The 18,882-nt window shown below is 70.7% G+C and carries 19 protein-coding genes; 8 read left to right on the top strand and 11 right to left on the bottom strand.

Annotated features, from left to right (window positions below):
• Window position 1: 1 nt before the first annotated feature.
• Window positions 2-1,306, top strand: a complete 1,305-nt coding sequence (locus tag ACFV3I_RS17055) for a DUF4032 domain-containing protein (RefSeq protein ID WP_136031506.1) — start codon at window positions 2-4, stop codon at window positions 1,304-1,306.
• Between the two features lie 9 nt (window positions 1,307-1,315).
• Here the strand turns inward: ACFV3I_RS17055 and ACFV3I_RS17050 are convergent, their stop codons facing one another.
• The 5 genes from ACFV3I_RS17050 to ACFV3I_RS17030 form a co-directional block, all read right to left on the bottom strand.
• The gene (locus ACFV3I_RS17050) at window positions 1,316-1,957 is read right to left on the bottom strand and encodes an NAD(P)-dependent oxidoreductase (RefSeq protein WP_378823737.1); all 642 of its coding nucleotides are present in this window, start codon (window positions 1,955-1,957) and stop codon (window positions 1,316-1,318) included.
• 20 nt (window positions 1,958-1,977) lie between these two features.
• Complete coding sequence (rlmB, locus tag ACFV3I_RS17045) at window positions 1,978-2,979, bottom strand: 23S rRNA (guanosine(2251)-2'-O)-methyltransferase RlmB (RefSeq protein ID WP_247982018.1); 1,002 nt, start codon at window positions 2,977-2,979, stop codon at window positions 1,978-1,980.
• Complete coding sequence (gene cysS / locus ACFV3I_RS17040; RefSeq protein ID WP_136031500.1) at window positions 2,972-4,372, bottom strand: cysteine--tRNA ligase; 1,401 nt, start codon at window positions 4,370-4,372, stop codon at window positions 2,972-2,974. Before cysS ends, rlmB begins: the two co-directional genes overlap by 8 nt.
• A gap of 59 nt (window positions 4,373-4,431) precedes the next feature.
• The gene (gene ispD, locus ACFV3I_RS17035) at window positions 4,432-5,658 is read right to left on the bottom strand and encodes a 2-C-methyl-D-erythritol 4-phosphate cytidylyltransferase (RefSeq protein ID WP_136045552.1); all 1,227 of its coding nucleotides are present in this window, start codon (window positions 5,656-5,658) and stop codon (window positions 4,432-4,434) included.
• Between the two features lie 68 nt (window positions 5,659-5,726).
• Complete coding sequence (locus ACFV3I_RS17030) at window positions 5,727-6,209, bottom strand: CarD family transcriptional regulator (RefSeq protein WP_136031496.1); 483 nt, start codon at window positions 6,207-6,209, stop codon at window positions 5,727-5,729.
• Window positions 6,210-6,343: 134 nt separating this feature from the next.
• Here ACFV3I_RS17030 and ACFV3I_RS17025 point away from each other — a divergent pair, with 134 nt between their 5' ends.
• The gene (locus ACFV3I_RS17025) at window positions 6,344-6,817 is read left to right on the top strand and encodes a DNA modification methylase (RefSeq protein WP_136031494.1); all 474 of its coding nucleotides are present in this window, start codon (window positions 6,344-6,346) and stop codon (window positions 6,815-6,817) included.
• 60 nt (window positions 6,818-6,877) lie between these two features.
• Here ACFV3I_RS17025 and ACFV3I_RS17020 read toward each other — a convergent pair whose 3' ends face one another.
• Entirely contained in the window at window positions 6,878-7,561 is a 684-nt protein-coding gene (locus tag ACFV3I_RS17020; protein WP_136031492.1) for a response regulator transcription factor, read from the bottom strand.
• Window positions 7,558-8,778: a cell wall metabolism sensor histidine kinase WalK gene (locus tag ACFV3I_RS17015; protein ID WP_136031490.1), complete on the bottom strand. Its 1,221-nt coding sequence runs from the start codon at window positions 8,776-8,778 to the stop codon at window positions 7,558-7,560. Before ACFV3I_RS17015 ends, ACFV3I_RS17020 begins: the two co-directional genes overlap by 4 nt.
• A 211-nt stretch (window positions 8,779-8,989) precedes the next feature.
• Here ACFV3I_RS17015 and phoU point away from each other — a divergent pair, with 211 nt between their 5' ends.
• A complete protein-coding gene (gene phoU, locus ACFV3I_RS17010) occupies window positions 8,990-9,685 on the top strand; it encodes a phosphate signaling complex protein PhoU (protein ID WP_136031489.1) in 696 nt (231 codons plus the stop codon).
• 75 nt (window positions 9,686-9,760) lie between these two features.
• Here the strand turns inward: phoU and ACFV3I_RS17005 are convergent, their stop codons facing one another.
• The gene (locus tag ACFV3I_RS17005; protein WP_136031487.1) at window positions 9,761-10,510 is read right to left on the bottom strand and encodes a phosphoglyceromutase; all 750 of its coding nucleotides are present in this window, start codon (window positions 10,508-10,510) and stop codon (window positions 9,761-9,763) included.
• A 60-nt stretch (window positions 10,511-10,570) separates the two neighbouring features.
• Here ACFV3I_RS17005 and ACFV3I_RS17000 point away from each other — a divergent pair, with 60 nt between their 5' ends.
• A complete protein-coding gene (locus ACFV3I_RS17000) occupies window positions 10,571-11,398 on the top strand; it encodes a class I SAM-dependent methyltransferase (protein ID WP_378802656.1) in 828 nt (275 codons plus the stop codon).
• 15 nt (window positions 11,399-11,413) lie between these two features.
• Here ACFV3I_RS17000 and ACFV3I_RS16995 read toward each other — a convergent pair whose 3' ends face one another.
• The 3 genes from ACFV3I_RS16995 to ACFV3I_RS16985 all read right to left on the bottom strand — a co-directional run bounded on the left by ACFV3I_RS16995 (window position 11,414) and on the right by ACFV3I_RS16985 (window position 13,592).
• Complete coding sequence (locus tag ACFV3I_RS16995; RefSeq protein ID WP_378823734.1) at window positions 11,414-12,529, bottom strand: YgfZ/GcvT domain-containing protein; 1,116 nt, start codon at window positions 12,527-12,529, stop codon at window positions 11,414-11,416.
• A 20-nt stretch (window positions 12,530-12,549) separates the two neighbouring features.
• Window positions 12,550-13,152, bottom strand: coding sequence for an FABP family protein (locus ACFV3I_RS16990; protein WP_136031483.1), 603 nt, complete (start codon window positions 13,150-13,152; stop codon window positions 12,550-12,552).
• Between the two features lie 149 nt (window positions 13,153-13,301).
• The gene (locus tag ACFV3I_RS16985; RefSeq protein WP_168387152.1) at window positions 13,302-13,592 is read right to left on the bottom strand and encodes a hypothetical protein; all 291 of its coding nucleotides are present in this window, start codon (window positions 13,590-13,592) and stop codon (window positions 13,302-13,304) included.
• 74 nt (window positions 13,593-13,666) lie between these two features.
• Here ACFV3I_RS16985 and ACFV3I_RS16980 point away from each other — a divergent pair, with 74 nt between their 5' ends.
• From ACFV3I_RS16980 to ACFV3I_RS16965, 4 genes are all read left to right on the top strand, one after another.
• Entirely contained in the window at window positions 13,667-14,350 is a 684-nt protein-coding gene (locus ACFV3I_RS16980) for a response regulator transcription factor (RefSeq protein ID WP_136031479.1), read from the top strand.
• A 45-nt stretch (window positions 14,351-14,395) separates the two neighbouring features.
• A complete protein-coding gene (locus ACFV3I_RS16975; RefSeq protein ID WP_136031477.1) occupies window positions 14,396-16,561 on the top strand; it encodes an RNA degradosome polyphosphate kinase in 2,166 nt (721 codons plus the stop codon).
• Complete coding sequence (locus tag ACFV3I_RS16970; RefSeq protein WP_378823732.1) at window positions 16,558-17,544, top strand: NUDIX domain-containing protein; 987 nt, start codon at window positions 16,558-16,560, stop codon at window positions 17,542-17,544. Before ACFV3I_RS16975 ends, ACFV3I_RS16970 begins: the two co-directional genes overlap by 4 nt.
• Window positions 17,545-17,724: 180 nt before the next feature.
• Window positions 17,725-18,828, top strand: coding sequence for a phosphate ABC transporter substrate-binding protein PstS (locus tag ACFV3I_RS16965; protein ID WP_136031472.1), 1,104 nt, complete (start codon window positions 17,725-17,727; stop codon window positions 18,826-18,828).
• Window positions 18,829-18,882: the final 54 nt, after the last annotated feature.

Below are 18,882 nucleotides of genomic sequence, written 5' to 3'. Positions count from 1 at the left end.
CATGCAGGAGTCGCTGCGCATCACCGCCAGCACCGTCGACCCGGGGCTCCTCGCGCTGCCCTGGTCGACCAGCCTCGCCAAGTGGCCGTCCGAGCACATCGTGTCGCTGCCGAAGGGGCTGTCCCGGCATCTCGTGCGCTTCGCGGACCTCTCCGGTCGGGTCGTCGCCGTCAAGGAGACCACCGCCGCGATGGCGCAGCGCGAGTACGACATGCTCGGCAACCTCGCCCGCCTCGACGTCCCCTGCGTCGCCAGGGTCGCCGTGATCGCCGGGCGCACCGATGCCGCCGGCGAGCCCCTCCCCGCGGCGCTCGTCACCTCGCACCTCCGCTTCTCCATGCCGTATCGCGCGCTGTTCACACGCGTGCTCCGACCCGACACGGCCACGCGACTCGTCGACGCGCTCGCCCTGCTCCTGGTGCGCCTCCACAACGTCGGCTTCTACTGGGGCGACGTGTCGCTGTCGAACACCCTCTTCCGCCGCGACGCCGGCGCGTTCGCGGCCTACCTCGTGGATGCGGAGACCGGCGAGCTGCACGAGGAGGGCCTGACGGACGGTCAGCGCGCGTACGACCTCGACCTCGCCAGGACGAACATCGCGGGCGAGATCATGGACCTCGCGGCGGGCGGTCGGCTCGAGCACGGCGTGGATGCGGTCGCGATCGCCGACGGCATCGTGTCCTCCTACCGCTCGCTCTGGGCGGAGCTCACGGCGCAGGAGTCGTTCTCCGCGGCCGAGACATGGCGCATCACCGAGCGCGTCGAACGCCTCAACGCGCTCGGCTTCGACATCGACGAGATGTCCATGTCGACGACCGCCGACGGGACGGTGGTCGAGATCCAGCCGAAGGTGGTGGATGCCGGCCACCACCAGCGCCGCCTCATCCGGCTGACGGGACTCGACGTGGAGGAGAACCAGGCGAGACGCCTGCTCAACGACCTCGACGAGTTCCGTGCCCGCTCGACCAAGCAGTGGGCGGACGAGGAGATGTACGCGCATGAGTGGCTCACGCGCGTGTTCGAGCCCGTCGTCCGCGCCATCCCCTACGACCTGCGCGCCAAGCTGGAGCCCGCCGAGGTGTTCCACCAGGTGTTGGAGCACCGCTGGTACCTGTCGCAGGCGCAGGGCCGCTCGATCCCCCTCGCGGAAGTCCTGACCAGCTACATCAACGATGTGCTGCGCCACCGCCGCGACGAAGCGACCATCATGGGACCGCCGACCGAGACCATGAGCCTCCCGGTGATCACCGGCACGCTCTCGCTCGCCGATGACGAGGACGAGGTCGACTGGCGCGACCTCGTCTGAACGCCGCCCTCAGTAGCCGACCGTGAACCGCTCGCGGTGGTGGTTGCCCTGCTCGATCTCGTCCACGACGGCCACGGCGAAGTCCGCGCCGGAGATGTACGACTTCCCCTCCTCGTCGCGCACCAGCACGTCGCCGCCGTCGCGGTAGCGACCCGTCCGCTCCCCCTCGGCCCAGGGGCCGAAGACCTCGGCGGGGTGCACGAAGAACCAGTCCAGCGCGGGATCGGTCTCCTCGAGCAGCGCGAGCGAGTCGATGCCCACCTGCGCCTCGTGCTTGTACTCCTCCGGGAAGTCGAGGTCGAAGAGCCTCGGCCCCTCCGGAGCGACCAGGCTGCCGCCGGCACCGCCGACCACACCGAGCCGTGTTTCGGTGCCGTCCAGGAGGTCGATGACGTTCGTGAGGGCCTCGAGCACCCGATCCTCCATGTCACCGCGGGGCGACAGCGCGGACACCACGGCATCCGCACCCGCGAAAGCCTCCCGCAGCGACGCCGCGTCGAGGGCGGATCCCTGCACGTACGCGGCGCCGGCGACCGGGTCGGACGGCGTCGTGCGGGAGATCGCGACGACCGCATGATCGCGGCTCACCGCCTCCGACACGATGTGCCGTCCGGCATAACCGGTTCCTCCGAGGACGATGATGCGCGCCATGCTCTGCCTTTCTCGTGCGGTCAGTCCGCCGCGCGGACGGTCGCCACCTGGTACAGGGCGACCGACGCGGCGATCCCGGCGTTCAGCGACTCCGTCGCCGCCGAGATGGGGATGGAGACGATCTGGTCGCAGGTCTCGGTCACCAGACGCGACAGGCCCTTGCCCTCGGAGCCGACGACGATCACGACCGGTCGATCCGCGAGCTGCAGCTCGGGCAGCGACACGTCACCATCGCCGTCGAGCCCCAGCACGAACACGCCCTGCTTCTTGAACTCCTTGAGCTGCGTGGTGAGGTTCGTCGCGAGGGCGACGGGGATGCGCGCGGCGGCACCGGCACTGGTCTTCCACGCCGCCGAGTTGACACCGGCGGAACGGCGCTGCGGCAGGATGATGCCGTGGCCGCCGAACGCCGCCGTCGAGCGGATGATCGCGCCGAGGTTGCGCGGGTCGGTCACGCCGTCGAGCGCCACGAACAGCGGCGTCTCCCCGCGGTCGATGACCTGCTCGAGCAGATCCTGCGGGTGCGCGTACTCGTACGGCGGCACCTTCAGCGCGACGCCCTGGTGCACGCCGTCGAAACCCGCCATGCGGTCGAGCTCCTGGCGCGTGACCTCCAGCACCGGGATGTCGCGGTGAGTCGCGATCGACAGCATCTCCTTGACGCGATCGTCCATCTCGACACGCTGCGCGATGTACATCGCCGACGCCGGGATCTTGGCCCGCAGCGCCTCCAGCACCGAGTTGCGGCCGGTCACCGTCTCGGTGTCGGTGGTGTTGTCCTTGGCACGGGCCGTGCGGTTGGGGCTGCCACCCGACGGGCGCCCGCCGGGCTTGCCCTTACCGCCCGCCGCGGCGTAGCGCTCGGCCGCGGCCTTGCGCTTCCCGGCCGGGTGCCATGCGCGGTCCTCCGCCTTCGGGGTGGGACCGCGGCCCTCGAGCGCCTTGCGCCCGAGACCACCGGTGCCCTTCGTGGGGCCCTTCTTCTTGCCCTTGCTCGCGCCGGGGCGCCCTGGCTTAGTCATCGATGCTCCAATGAGTTCCGGCCGGAGTGTCCTCCAGCGTGATTCCTGCGGCAGCGATCGCATCACGGATGCGATCCGCCGCCGCCCAATCCTTGTCCGCCCGCGCCTGCGCACGCTGCGTGATCATCTCCTGCACCAGCGCGTCCAGTGCGGCCGCCCGGGCGTCGCCCGCGGCCGTGGCGTCGCTCGGTCGGAGACCGAGCACCGACGTCATCGCCGACACCGCGCGCGCCGCCTGCGCGGCTGCGTCGCGGTCTCCCGCGTCGAGCGCGGAGTTTCCCGCCCGCACGGTCTCGTGCACGACCGCGAGCGCCTGGGGAACGCCGAGATCGTCGTCCATCGCAGCGGCGAAGGCCGACGGCAGGTCTTCGCGACTCTCGGCGGCGTCCACCTCCGCGACACGCGCCGCCCGCTCCAGGAAGGTACGGATACGACCGAGGGCCGCCTCCGCCTCCGCCCACGAGGACTCCGACAGGTCGAGGCTCGAGCGGTAGTGCGCGGCGGCGAGCGCATAGCGCACCACCAGCGGGTCGTGCGCGTCGAGCACGTCACGGGCGAGCGTGAAGTTGCCGAGCGACTTCGACATCTTCTGCCCGTCCACCGTCACCAGGCCGTTGTGCACCCAGTACCGCGCGAAGCCGTCCCCCGCCGCCGTCGACTGCGCGAGCTCGTTCTCATGGTGGGGGAAGCGGAGGTCGAGCCCGCCGCCGTGGATGTCGAACTCGTCGCCGAGGTAGCGCTTCGACATCGCCGAGCACTCGATGTGCCATCCCGGTCGCCCGAGACCCCACGGCGAACGCCACGTGGCATCGGCCGGCTCATCCGGCTTCGACGCCTTCCAGAGCGCGAAGTCCTGCGGATTGCGCTTGCCCCGGGGGTCCGCATCCTCCGCCGCCTCCATCGCGTCGACCGACTGATGCGTGAGCGCGCCGTACTGCGCCCACGACCGCACGTCGAAGTAGACGTCGCCGGAGCCGTCGGGCGCGGGATAGGCGTGGCCGCGGTCGATGAGGCGCGTGATCAGCTCCTGCATCTGCGGCACCGAGGCGGTGGCACGGGGCTCGTAGGTGGGCGGCAGGATGCCGATGCCCGCATACGCCGCGGTGAACTCCTGCTCCATCCGATACGCCAGCGCCCACCACGGCTCCTCCGGTGTGGCGTTCTGCAGCACCTTGTCGTCGATGTCGGTGACGTTGCGCACGAACGTGACGCGACCGTAGCGGTGCTCGAGCCACCGGCGCAGCAGGTCGAAGCTCAGCGCGGCCCTGACGTGACCGATGTGGGGTCCGGACTGTACCGTCGGTCCGCACACGTACATCGTGATGTTCTCGGAGTCGAGAGGCACGAAGTCGCGCAGCAGCTGTGCGCGGGTGTCGTAGAGGCGGAGGGTCACCGGTCAAGCCTACTCGGCGGGCGCGCGGCGCTCCTGATCGTGTCGCGGATGCGCTCGGCTCAGCGGTGCGGGCCGTCCACCGGCACCACGAGTGCGACGGCCGTGACCGCGATGCCTTCTCCGCGGCCGGAGAAGCCCAGGGCGTCGGTCGTCGTCGCAGTGACCGACACGGGAGCGCCCCCGAGCGCCGCGGACAGCGCGCGCTCCGCCTCGACACGGCGGGCGCTGAATCGCGGACGGTTGCCCTGGAACTGCACGGAGACGTTCCCGATCGAGAAGCCGGCTTCGGCGAGCAGCCGCCGCGTCGCCGACAGGAACACGTCGGCGTGCGCGCCCGCATACTCCGGATGCGCCGTGCCGAAGTGGGTGCCGATGTCACCCAGCCCCGCCGCGCCGAGCAGAGCGTCGACAATGGCGTGCGCGACCGCGTCGCCGTCGGAATGACCCGACAGCGGCTGTTCGCCCGGCCACTCCAGCCCGGCGAGCCACAGGTCGCCCTCGCCGCCGAACGCGTGCACGTCGGTTCCGATGCCCACGCGCGGTAGAGCGCCTGCGCCGCGGTCTCGCCGCGCACCCGTGCTCGGGGGCGCCGTCGCGAGGAGAGCCCTGGCACGCTCGAGGTCGTCGGGAGTGGTGATCTTGAACGATCGCTCCGAACCAGGGACGAGGCGGACCGTGTGACCGGCCGCGGCGAACAGCGCCGCGTCGTCCGTGTACTCCGCGCCCTCCTCGGCGGCACGCGCGTACGCCGCCTCGAGCGCGTCGCGCGGGAAGCCCTGCGGCGTCTGCGCCGCGGCGAGCTCGGAGCGGTCGACGGTGCCGGTCACGACGCCACCGTCCACCCGCTTGAGGGTGTCGACGACGGGAAGCACCGGAAGCGCGGCCGCCTGCGCCGTGACGGCCGCGGCGACCGCATCGATGACGGACGGTGGGGTGAGCGCCCGCGCCGCATCGTGGACGAGCACCGTCGTCACGTCTCCCCAGAGGGCCGCCAACCCCGCGGCGACGGATTCCTGTCGGGTGGCGCCTCCCGTGACCACGCGGCCGAGATCGGCGCGGTCGCCCGCGGCGGCGAGAAGCTCGGTCTGCGCATCGCCCTCGTGCCCGGCGGGCGCGACCACGATGACCTGCAGGGGCTGCGCCGCGAACACCCCGTCGAGGGCGTGGCGCAGGATCGTGCGGTTGTCGATGCCGACGAACGCCTTCGGGGCGCGCGCCTCCAGTCGGGTGCCGGAGCCGGCGGCGACGATGATGATCGCGGTGTGCGGGACGGGAACGATGCTCACGCCTTCACGTTACCGGCGGAGACGACGAAAGGCGGGTGCCGCAGCACCCGCCTTTCGTCGTGAAGAAGTCAGGAGGCGAGGACCTCGTCGAGCAGGGTGCCCGCCTTGTCCTCGTCGATCTTCTCTGCCAGCGCCAGCTCCGAGATGAGGATCTGACGAGCCTTCGCCAGCATCCGCTTCTCGCCGGCGGAAAGCCCGCGGTCCTGATCGCGACGCCACAGGTCGCGCACGACCTCGCTCACCTTGATGACATCGCCGGAGGCGAGCTTCTCCAGGTTCGCCTTGTAGCGACGGGACCAGTTGGTGGGCTCCTCCGTGAAGGGAGCACGCAGCACCTCGAACACGTGATCGAGGCCCTCCTTGCCGATCACGTCGCGAACGCCGACCAGGTCGACATTCTCGGCCGGGACCTCGATGATGAGATCGCCCTGCGTGACGTTGAGCTTCAGGTACTTCTTCGTCTCGCCCTTGATGACGCGTTCCTTGACCTCGATGATGGTCGCAGCGCCATGGTGCGGATAGACGACGGTCTCGCCAACCTCAAAAAGCATAAAAACATGTCCTTTCGGCAACCTCAAGGATACCACAGGGGATATGCGCTAAGGTTCGCGCTTCCTCGTCCACGCCCCGCTGACACATACCCATAGAATGGGTACGGATATCCCGCCGGACCTCAGGAGGACCCGTGAAATCGCGCCTTGTCGCGTCTGCCGCCATCAGCGCCCTCGTTCTGCTCGGCGCGACCGGGTGCACGTTCATCACGCCGCAGTCGACCAAGATCGAGTACGCGGCCTCCGACGGCGTGAACGTCTCCGACAAGGACGGCCCGATCGACGTGCGGAACGCCCTGGTCATCGCGAACGAAGACGGCTCCGTCGGCAACTTCGTCGGCGCGATCGTCAACCCGACGCAGGACCGCGCCACCCTCACCATCACCCTGGAGGGCGTCGACCCGTTCACGGTCACCGTCTCCGCCGGCCAGACCATCAGCCTCGGCTCCGACGAGGAGCCGCTGCGCATCGTCGGGCTCGACACGAAGCCCGGCGCCACGGTCGACATCCACTTCCAGTCCGGCGACTCGGCCGGCGTCACGACCGCGGTGCCCGTGCTCGACGGCACCCTCCCCTACTACTCGGACCTCGCCCCCGAGGGCGACTGACACCGCACGAACACACGAGGCCGGCACCCACGGGTGCCGGCCTCTTCGCGTCCCCGGTCGTCAGCCCTCGAAGCGGTAGCCCAGACCGCGCACGGTCACGAGCATCACGGGCTCGCTCGGGTTCTCCTCGATGCGGGACCGGATCCGCTTGATGTGCACGTCGAGCGTCTTCGTGTCACCGAAGTAGTCGCTCCCCCACACCCGGTCGATCAGCTGCCCCCGCGTGAGCACGCGCCCGGAGTTGCGCATCAGGACCTCGAGGAGCTCGAACTCCTTCAGCGGCATGTTGATCTGCTCCCCCGCGACCGACACCGTGTGGCGATCGATGTCGAGCGACACGCGTCCGCCCTCGAGCACCCTCTCGTCGAGCTCGCCCTCGGCCTGGACGACCCGACGCAGAACGGCCCGCATCCTGGCCAGCAGCTCCCGCGACGAGTACGGCTTGGTGATGTAGTCGTCGGCGCCCAGTTCGAGCCCCACCACGATGTCGACCTCGGAGTCCTTCGCGGTCAGCATGATGATCGGGATGGCCGACGTCGACCGGATCTGACGACACACCTCGGTGCCGGGCATCCCCGGCAGCATCAGGTCCAGCAGCACGATGTCGGCACCGCGCTCCCGGAACGCCGCCATCGCACCGGGACCGTCCTCGGCGATCTCCACCTCGTACCCCTCGCGGCGCAGCAGATACGCGAGGGGATCAGCGAGGTCGGGCTCGTCTTCGACGAGAAGGATGCGGGTCATGCGGTCTCTCCGTTTCGGACGCGCGAGCCGGCCGACCTGGCCGCTTTCCGCGCACGCTTCTTCTTGTTCTTCTTGTCACGATCGGCGTTCGCCGGCGCGGCGATCTGCGGAAGACGGATCGTGAAGGTGGAGCCACGGCCCGGCCGGGACCACAGGCGCACCTCGCCGCCGTGGCGCTGCGTGGCGTGCTTCACGATCGACAGTCCGAGCCCTGTGCCGCCGGTGCGGCGCGAGCGCGCCTCGTCCGCACGGTAGAAGCGCTCGAAGATCCGCTCCCTGTCGGCCTCCGCGATCCCGATGCCCTGATCGGACACGGCGATCTCGACCACGTCGTCGTCGGCCCGCACCCCCACACCTACGCGCGAGCCGCGCGGGGAGTACACGATCGCGTTGGCGATCAGGTTGCCCACCGCCTCGATGAGGATCTGCGCGTCGCCGCGCACCCACACGCCGCGGTCGCCCCCGCGGGCAAGCTCCACCCCCGCCGAATCGGCCTGCACGACGTGCGCCTCGATGGACGAGGCGATGACCTCATCGATCGAGACGGGTCCGACCTCCGTCAGGCCGTCCTCCGCCTGCAGGCGGGACAGGCTCATGATGCGGCCGGTGAGCTGTCCGAGTCGGTTGGCCTCCGCCGAGATGCGCGACGCGAAGACGCGCACCTGTGCGGGATCGTCGGCGGCGGACTCGATCGCCTCCGCGAGCAGGCTCACCGCCCCCACCGGGGTCTTGAGCTCATGACTCGTGTTCGCCACGAAGTCCCGACGCATCTGGTCCAGGCGCTCCTGCTCGGTGACATCCCGCACGATCAGCAGCACCAGGCGCGCCCCGATCGCACTCGCCCGTGCCGACACCAGGCGCGGATCGAGGCTGAGCCCTCCGCGAGTGATGCGCAGCGACTCCATCGCCGTGTCGCCCGACGCACGGACGCCGCGCACCAGCTGCCGCAGCTCCGGGTTCTCCAGCGTGGAACCGACCTCGATGCCGAACCGCGCCGCCGCCCGCGAGGTCGCGAGCACGAGTCCCGAGGCGTCGACGACGCAGGCCGCGTCGTCCATGCTGCCGAGCACATCCGTGATCCCCTGCGGGATCGACGTCGACGTCTCCTCCTCCGCACGCGCCCTCGCCCGGTAGGCCCAGACGACCAGAAGCGACATCCCGACGCCGATCACCAGCCCGATGGCAAGGGAGGACAGCGCGAGCTGCGGCAGGGTCATGACTCCAGCGTAGAGCGCGTTCACCGCCCGTCCGGCGGGTTTCCGCGCCGTGACGGGGAGGCGAGACGTACTATTCACTCGCTGGGCACCGTTCGTTAACCTTCGGAGCAGACAATCGCTTCAGGCCTGCGCACAGGCCCGAACTCGTGCGGACGCCCCGCCGCCTCGCGCTGACGACTCAGCAGAGATCCGAACGAAAGGTTGCGCCCCCATGCGCGAAGTCTTCCACCAGTCCCTCGAGGACCTGCAGTCCCGCCTCGTCGAGATCGCCGACCTCGTCACCGTCTCGATCGACAAGGCGACGCGCGCGTTCGCCACCAGCGACGTCGCCCTGGCCGAGGAGGTCATCGCCGACGACGCGAAGATCGACGAGCTGGCCGTCGCGCTCGACGAGCAGGCCATCGAGATCCTCGCCCGCCAGCAGCCGGTCGCGCGCGACCTGCGCATCGTCGTCACCGCGCTGCGCGTGAGCGCCTCCCTGGAGCGCATGGGCGACATGTCCGAGCACATCGCACAGCTCGCCCGGCTGCGCTTCCCCGAGCGCGCCATCCCGAAGGGCCTCAAGGGCACCTTCGTGCGGATGGGCGAGCTCGACGTCGAGATCTCGCGCACGCTCGCCGAGCTGCTGCGCACCCAGGACCTGAAGTTCGCCGACCAGATCCGCAACGCCGACGACGACGTGGACGAGCTGCACGCCAGCGTGTTCGAGAAGGTGCTCAGCGACAACTGGAAGGGCGAGGCGGTCGCCACCGTCGACGCCACGCTGGCCAGCCGCTACCACGAGCGCTTCGCCGACCACGCGGTCGCCGTCGCGAAGAAGGTCGTGTACCTGGCGACGGGCGACTGGCACGTCGAGGAGGAGGACATCGCCCTCGCCGTGGAGCAGCAGGAGCTCGGACACGCCTGACGCGTCGCCCCTCGTACGCGAGAGACCCCCTGCGCCGACCGGCGGCAGGGGGTCTCTCGCGTCGGGGCGTGCGCGTTACTTCTTGCCCTGCGCGGCCACGGCGGCGGCACCGGCGGCGGCGGCTTCGGGGTCGAGGTAGCGGCCGGGGCCCGTGGGCGCGTTGTTCTCGTCGAGCTCGTAGACCAGCGGGATGCCGGTGGGGATGTTGAGCGCGGCGATGTCGTCGTCGCTGATGCCCTCGAGGTGCTTCACGAGCCCGCGCAGCGAGTTCCCGTGCGCGGTGACCAGCACCGTCTTGCCAGCCTCGAGGTCGGGCACGATCGCGGTCTCCCAGTACGGCAGCAGACGGTCGATCACGAGCTTGAGTGACTCCGTACGCGGCACCTCACCGTCGATGTGCGCGTACCGGGGGTCGTTCACCTGGCTGAACTCGCTCGCGTCGTCGAGCGGGGGCGGCGGCACGTCGAACGAACGGCGCCACAGCTGGAACTGCTCTGGACCGAACTCCTCCAGCGTCTGCGCCTTGTCCTTGCCCTGCAGCGCGCCGTAGTGCCGCTCGTTGAGTCGCCACGAGCGCGTGACCGGGATCCACAGCCGGTCGGCCGCGTCCAGCGCGATGTCGGCGGTCTGGATCGCTCGGCTCAGCAGCGAGGTGTGCAGCACGTCGGGGAGGATGCCGGACTCGGCGAGCAGCTCACCGCCGCGACGGGCCTCGCCCTTGCCCTGCTCGGTCAGGCGGACGTCCACCCAGCCGGTGAAGAGGTTCAGTTCGTTCCACTCGCTCTGGCCGTGGCGGAGCAGGATCAGGGTGCGCTTCGCAGTCATGCGGCCAGTTTATCCGCGGCCGTGGATCGGACTGCGCCGGGCACGGGAGAGGATGGACGCATGGCGTCATCTCCGCTCGGCCAGCCGACCCGTGGCACGACCGGGACCAACCGGCTGCGCCGCAACGACCGCTGGATCGCCGCGAGCACCGCGTTGCGTCGCGCGGAGGATCCGCTCGTGGTCGACCTCGGCTACGGCGCCAGCGGAGTCACGGCGCTCGAGCTCGCCGCGCGCCTGCGCCGGGTCCGTCCCGACGCGGAGGTGCTCGGCCTGGAGATCGATCCGGCGCGCGTCGCCACGGCCATGCGACAGCTCGCCGAGGTCCGGGCGGGTCGGACGGGATTCCCGCCGGATCTGCGGGTGTCGTTCGCGCGTGGGGGCTTCGAGGTGCCGCTGCCGGGCGACCGCCGCGCCGCCGTGATCCGCGCCATGAACGTGCTCCGGCAGTACGACGAGGCCGAGGTCCCCGCGGCCTGGCGCACGATGGCGGCGCGCCTCGCCCCCGGCGGTCTGCTCGTGGAGGGGACGTGCGACGAGATCGGCCGCATCGCCAGCTGGGTCGACGCGGACCGGGATGGATCGGCGCTGCGCCTCACGATCTCGCTGCGGCTGGAGGGACTCGAGCGTCCGAGCATCGTGGCGGAGCGGCTGCCCAAGGCGCTGATCCATCGCAACGTCCCCGGCGAGCGCATCCACGCGCTTCTCACCGAGCTCGATCGGGAGTGGGACCGCGCGGCTCCCCTGTCGACCTTCGGCGCCACGCAGCGGTTCCTCGCGGCCGTGTCCGCGCTGCGCGACCAGGGGTGGCCCGTGCAGGGCGGCCGCACGCGCTGGCGTCTCGGCGAGCTCACGCTGCCGTGGGACGCGGTCGCCCCGCGCACGACCTGACGCCGGGACGCCCGCTCAGGCGGACGGCGAGGTGCGGCGCGGGTCCGGCGCGGTCGGGCGGCGCGACAGCCGCGTCAGGCGGGGCACCTCCGCCGTGGCGCCCGCGTCTGCGGGGACGATGACCTGCTGCGACGCCGCGATGTCGACGCCCTCGGAGCGCACGACCAGATCCCCGACCGGGGCGCGGCGCGACAGGATCGCGAGCGCGATGGGGCCCTCCTCGTGGTGTCGCGCGACCGAGGTGATGTGCCCCACCTCGTCGTCGCCCGCGAAGACCGGAGCGCCGGGCTCGGGGAGCACTGCGTCGCTGCCGTCGAGGTGCAGCGCGGCGAGCCGCCGAGGCGGATGACCGAGGTTGTGCACCTTCGACACGGTCTCCTGCCCGCGGTAGCAGCCCTTGTCGAGGTGCACCGCACTGCGCAGCCAGTCGGACTCGTGCGGCAGCGACCGCTCATCGACCTCGGACGCCCACCGCGGTCGCCACGCGGCGATGCGCAGAGCCTCCGCGGCCAGCAGTCCGGCGACCTCGCCGTCGTCGAGGGTCGCGGCGAGCGCGGGCACGCTGCCGCTCGTGACGATGGCGATGCGCCAGGCCAGCTCGGCCCCGGGGTGCTCGGCGGTCGCGGCGTACTGATACCCGCCCGCGCTGACGCGCTGCCAGGGGTCCGCCCACACGAACACGCCGTCGACGGCGCGGATGCGCTCGGATGCGGCGCCCCCGTCGACGAAGCCCAGCAGCGCCACGTCGTCGCGCACCTCGACCGTGGCCTGGGTGCGGAACTTCATGCGGGTGAGCCAGCCCGCCAGTGCCTCCGCGTCGGCGGCATCGACGATGAGCCAGGTCGCGGAACCGTCGTCGACGACACCGGCGGCGTGCTCCACCCGCCCCTGGGGATCGAGCACCAGCAGCTCCGTGCTCTCGCCCGGCGCGAGTCGCCCGACGGCCTGCGACGTGATGGAGTCGAGCCAGCCGAGACGCTCGGGGCCCGCCACTTCGATGACGGCGCGGTCGTCCAGCGGGACCAGCGCCTCGCCCGCCGCCAGCCAGCGCTGCTCGCGGAAGGGATCACCGAAGTGCGCCACGCCCCCGTCGCCGAGGACGGCCCCGTTCCGCTCGTCGAACCCGCCCATGCCTGCTCGCCCCTCTCCGTTCACACCCGCGCGAGGCGGGCCGAGGCGTGCGCGCGCAGCGGTGTGCCGAGCGCGGCAATGTCCCAGGCCCACAACAGGTGGCCGTCGACCAGGCCGTACATGCGCGAGGCCGAGCCGTACTCCTTCGTCCCCGCTCCGCGCACGATCGCGTCGGACGCCAGGTCGACGCGCGGGCCGTTGATCTCGCCGAGGTAGAACTCGAGCATGCCGTCGGAGCGGGCGATCGAGACCTCGAGCGGGAACGCGCCGTTCGGTCCGCGGAGCTCCTCCACGTCGTCGACCGTGCGGACGACCGGCGCGACGGTCGGCGGCAGCAGCGCGGGTCCCGCATCGGATGCAGCAGCCGGGCGCGCGAGGCGCCAGAAGCCGGACTCGGCGGTCAGGGGAATCGACGCCGACTGGTCTTCGCCGGTGAAGGTGGCGGTCGCGGCGTAGTTGAGGAAGGGGCCACCGTCATGGCTGAAGCTGACGCGGTGGGTGAACTCGCCCTGCAGACGCTCCTCGCCGACCGGGTACTCGATCACGCCGGTGCCCTCCCAGACCCCGATCAGCCACGAGAGCGGAACGAGATCGGCGGGAAGGTCGGTCGGGAGCTCGATCACGATCTCGTCAGCGCTGACCGCGGAAGAGGTTGCGCAGCACCACGGCCGACACGAAGACGATCGCCAGGCTCGCGAGGCCCAGGAGGCCGATGAAGAAGATTTCGAGCGCCATGATGTCCATGGATCCACCATACCGCGCCGGATCGGCGTCAGGACGGGATGAGCGCCGCCAGCCCGAACCCGACCGAGATGACCCCCATCAGCAGCAGGGCGCCGGTGACGCTGCTCGCCACGCGGAAGATGAACCCCTGCGTGCGGCCGTACCAGAGCTGCACCGCGAAGGAGATCAGGACGACGGCGCCGAACCCGACGAGCATCCAGGGGATGCGCCACTCCTCCGCAGCGAAGATGCCGATCAGGATCGTGCCGACGAAGGCCACCGCCCACACCACGATCACGCCGGTGAAGGCGTTGCGCGGAGCGAGGGCGGGTTCTGACATGTCTCCATTCTTGCGCATCCACGGCCGCTATCATGGCGGCACGGCGTCGAACCCCCCGCCGGTGAGGAGTGCGCGTGGCCCTGGTGCTGGTTCTGACCAACGCTCCCCTCTCGGAGCAGGTGCTTCCCGCGCTGGAGCTGCTCAGCCATCGCACCCGCCAGATCCCGGCCGAACCGGCGCAGCTCGTGAACGCTCCGGAGTACGACGTGGCGGTGGTCGACGGCCGCCACGACCTGGTCGGAGCGAAGTCGCTGTGCCGGCTGCTGCGCGCCACCGGCCAGCAGGCCCCGCTCCTCCTCGTCGTCACGGAGGGCGGCATGAGCGCGCTCTCCGGCGACTGGGGCATCGACGACGTGCTGCTCGCGACGGCCGGCCCCGCCGAGATCGACGCCCGCGTCCGGCTCGCCATCGCCCGCCGCGACGAGGTGTCCGAGCCCGCGCGCGTGCAGGCCTCCGGCGTCACGATCGACGAGCAGTCGTACTCGGCCAAGCTGCACGGCAAGCCCCTCGACCTCACCTACAAGGAGTTCCAGCTCCTGCACTTCCTGGCCACGCACCCGTCGCGGGTGTTCACGCGCGAGCAGCTGCTCAGCGAGGTATGGGGCTACGACTACTTCGGCGGCACCCGCACGGTCGACGTGCACGTGCGACGGCTCAGGGCGAAGCTCGGCGACCAGGAGCAGATCATCGGCACGGTCCGCAACGTCGGGTACCGCTTCAACGTGTACGACGACGAGAGCCTCGTCGGCACGGGGTGACCGGCGTTCACACGCCCGACACCTCCCGGTGCTTAGATGTACCCCATGATCGATCCCGCACTCGCCGACGCCGGCCTCGGTGACGCCGAAGACGACGACTTCGATGCCGTGGAGTCCCCGGACTCGCAACTGCCCGACCACCGGTACCTGGACCGCGAGCTGAGCTGGCTCGCGTTCAACCAGCGTGTGCTCGAGCTCGCCGAGGATCCGACGCTGCCCGAGCTGGAGCGCGCGAACTTCCTGGCGATCTTCGCGAGCAACCTCGACGAGTTCTTCATGGTGCGCGTCGCCGGCCTCAAGCGCCGCATCATGACCGGCCTCGCGGTGCCGACCAACATCGGTCGCTCCCCCGTCGACGCCCTGGCCGACATCTCGCGCGAAGCACACGCGCTGCAGCTGCGGCACGCGGCCGCGTGGACCAACCTGGTGCGTCCCGCTCTCGCCGACTCCGGCATCGAGATCACCGAGTGGTCCGACCTCACCGACGAGGAGCGCAGCGCGCTGTCCGACTACTTCGGCGCGCAGGTCTTCCCCGTGCTCATGCCGCTGGCGGTCGACCCCGCTCACCCGTTCCCCTACATCTCCGGGCTGTCGCTGAACCTCGCGATCCGCATCCGCAACGCCCGCACGGGCCGTCAGGAGTTCGCCCGTCTCAAGGTGCCGCCGATGCTGCCGCGCTTCGTCGAGGTGCCGTCCACCGGGGAGATCAAGCGCTTCCTGCGCCTGGAAGAGCTGATCGCCAACCACCTCGGCGACCTGTTCCCCGGGATGGAGGTGCTCGACCACCACGCGTTCCGCCTCACCCGCAACGAGGACGTGGAGATCGAGGAGGACGAGAGCGAGAACCTCATCCAGGCGCTGGAGGCGGAGCTGCTGCGCCGCCGGTTCGGCCCGCCCATCCGCCTCGAGATCACCGACGACATGGACGACGTCACGATGGACCTGCTCGTGCGCGAGCTCGACATCACCGATCTGGAGGTCTACCGCCTTCCCGGACCGCTCGACCTGCGGGGCCTGTTCGACCTGTCACGCATCGATCGTCCCGACCTGCGCTACCCGCCGCACCTGCCCACGACCGCGGTGGCGTTCCAGCCGGCGGGATCGAGCAACCGGGCCGACATCTTCAAGGCCATCCGCAAGTCCGACGTGCTCGTGCACCACCCCTACGAGTCGTTCACGACCAGCGTGCAGGCGTTCCTGGAGCAGGCGGCGCGAGACCCGCACGTGCTGGCGATCAAGCAGACGCTGTACCGCACCTCGGGCGACAGCCCCGTCGTGCAGGCACTCATCGACGCCGCCGAGGCCGGCAAGCAGGTGCTCGCCCTGGTCGAGGTGAAGGCACGGTTCGACGAGGCGAACAACATCGTGTGGGCACGCAAGCTGGAGAAGGCCGGCGTGCACGTGGTCTACGGGCTGGTCGGCCTCAAGACGCACTGCAAGCTCGCGCTCGTGATCCGCGAGGAGGACGGCCTGCTGCGGCACTACTCCCACGTCGGCACGGGCAACTACAACCCCAAGACCAGCCGCATCTACGAGGACTTCGGCCTGTTCACCGCCGACGCCCAGGTCGGCAAGGACCTGACCCGGCTGTTCAACGAGCTCAGCGGCTACGCGATCGAGAAGAAGTTCAAGCGCCTCCTGGTCGCACCGCTGCACCTGCGCAAGGGCCTCATCCGCCTGATCGACGCCGAGCGCCGCAACGCCGAGGCGGGCGTGCCCGCACACATCCGCATCAAGGTGAACTCGATGGTGGACGAGGAGATCATCGACGCCCTGTACCGCGCCAGCGCCGCAGGCGTGAAGGTCGACGTGTGGGTGCGGGGCATCTGCAGCCTGCGCACCGACCTCGAGGGCATCAGCGACAACATCACCGTCCGCAGCATCCTCGGCCGCTACCTGGAGCACTCGCGCATCTTCGCGTTCGAGAACGGCGGCGACCCGCAGGTCTACATCGGCAGCGCCGACATGATGCACCGCAACCTCGACCGTCGCGTCGAGGCGCTCGTGCGCGTGACCGACCCCGCGCACCTCAAGGAGCTCACGGCGTTCTTCGACCTCGCGATGGACGATGGCACGTCGTCGTGGCACCTCGGCGCCGACGGCGTCTGGGAGCGCCACGCCGTGAACGCGGACGGCAGGCCGCTGGTCGACCTGCAGGACAAGACCATGGGCATGATCCAGCGGCGCCGGCGGGCGCGGGCGGTCCGATGACGGCGCGGCAGCTTCAGCTCCCCGAGGACATCGCCCGCTCCAAGTGGGCGGACAAGGCCGTGTACGCCGCGGGTGCCGTGGTGTGGCGCCTGGTCGACGGCAAGCTGCGCATCCTGCTGATCCACCGCACGAAGTACCGCGACGTCACGCTTCCCAAGGGCAAGGTCGACCCCGGTGAGATGCTCGCGGAGACGGCCGTGCGCGAGGTGCACGAGGAGACGGGCATCCGCGTCGCCCTCGGCGTCCCCGTGGGGGTGAGCCGCTACCTGCTCGCCTCACGCAAGCAGAAGGTCGTGCACTACTGGGCGGCCGAGGCGACCGACGAGGCCATCCGGGCGTCGACGTTCGTGCCCAACCGGGAGATCGCCGCGCTCGAGTGGGTCAGCGTCAAGAAGGCCCGCGCCGCGCTCAGCTACCCGGTCGACCACGAGATCCTCGACGCGTTCGCGGCCCTCGTCGACGACGGCGTCCTGCGCACCTTCCCGGTGATCGCGCTCCGACACGCGAAGACCCTCCCCCGCTCGGAGTGGGACGGCGCGGACTCCGCGCGGCCGCTCACCGAACGCGGCCGACGCCAGGCCAAGGCGATCGTGGGTCCGCTCCGCGCGTTCGGCGTGCGCAAGCTCATCACGAGCGACGCGGTGCGCTGCGTGCAGACGGTCGCCCCGCTGGCGAAGGCCCTGGACCGCAAGCCGGTGAAGACGGAGAAGATCAGCCAGGACGCGTGGGAGGACGGCACCGCAGACCTCCGCTCGGTCGTCGGACGCCGCATCCGCTCCGGCAAGCCCGCCGTGCTGTGCAGCCACGGCCCCGTGCTGCCCGCCCTGCTCGCCGAGATCGCCCTCGCCACCGGCACCGTGCGCGGCTCGTACGTGACCAGCGCCGCCGATCTGGAGACCGGCGCGTTCTCCGTCGTGCACGTGTCCGCCACGAATCCCGGCTCCGGGATCATCTCGATCGAGACGCACGCGCCGAAGGTCTGACACGTCGGCGACCCGCGAACGAGGGCGCTCGAGCCCGCGCGGCGCCTGGGATCGCCCCCAGAGCGTCTCCGGTCGTTCACCTGCCGTTCACCTGCGAGGGAGAGTCTCGTTAACCGTCGCCCCTAGCGTCACTGTGTGCCCTGCACCGGGCCCCAACCCTCCACGATCGAAGGATCCACAGTGAAGATCTCCCGAATCGCACGAATCGGCGCCATCGGCGCCGTCGCCGCTCTCGCACTCGCCGGCTGTGCCGCGAACGAAGGCGGCACCGGCGGCTCCACCGACGAGCCCAGCGAGTCCACGCTCTCCGGCACGATCGACGCGACCGGCGCGTCCTCCCAGACCGCAGCCCAGGAGGCCTGGGTCGCCGCGTTCCAGACCGCCAACCCCGACGTGACCGTCAACTACGAGCCCACCGGCTCCGGCACGGGCCGCGAGAACTTCCTCGAGGGCGGCAGCAACTTCATCGGCTCCGACCGCGCGTTCAACGACGAGGAGATCGCCGCCGGCGGCTTCGGCGCCTGCACGACCGACGACATCGTCGAGGTCCCGCTCTACATCTCGCCCGTCGCGGTCGCGTTCAACCTCGAGGGCATCGACACCCTGAACCTCGACGCCGCGACCATCGCGGGCATCTTCGCCGGCACCATCACCAACTGGAACGACGCCGCGATCGCCGCTCTCAACGAGGGCGTCGAGCTGCCCGACCTGGCGATCTCGCCCGTGCACCGCTCCGACCCGTCCGGCACGCAGGAGACCTTCGCGAAGTACCTCAGCGCGACCGCTCCCGACGTGTGGACCTACGAGGTCTCGGACGAGTGGCCGATCCAGGGCGGCGAGGCCGCTCAGGGCACCTCGGGCGTGAAGCAGGCCATCACCGCCGGCAACGGCGCCATCGGCTTCCTCGACGCCTCGCAGGCGGACGGCCTCGGCCAGGTCGCCGTGGGCGTCGGCGAGGAGTTCGTGCCCTACTCGGCCGAGGCCGCAGCGAAGCTCGTCGAGGCCTCGCCGCTCGCCGAGGGCCGCGGCGAGGGCGACCTCGTCTTCGACGTCGACCCGGCCTCCGCCGCGGACGGCGCCTACCCGATCGCCCTGGTCAGCTACCTCATCGGCTGCGAGCAGTACGAGGACAGCAACGTCGCGGAGCTCGTGAAGGCCTACTTCACGTACATCGCGAGCGCCGAGGGCCAGGACGCCGCCGCGGAGAACGCCGGCAGCGCCCCGATCTCGGACGGCCTGCGCGAGCAGGTCCAGGCCGCGATCGACCTGATCCAGGTCGGCTGATCCCGCCGATCCGCTGACACGGTGCCCCCGCGTCCCGACACGGACGCGGGGGCT

Origin of the sequence: Microbacterium sp. NPDC059771 (assembly GCF_042732495.1) — a bacterium.
In the GTDB taxonomy this organism is placed as follows: Bacteria; Actinomycetota; Actinomycetes; order Actinomycetales; family Microbacteriaceae; genus Microbacterium; species Microbacterium sufflavum.
This window is presented reverse-complemented; position numbering and strand designations above follow the sequence as displayed.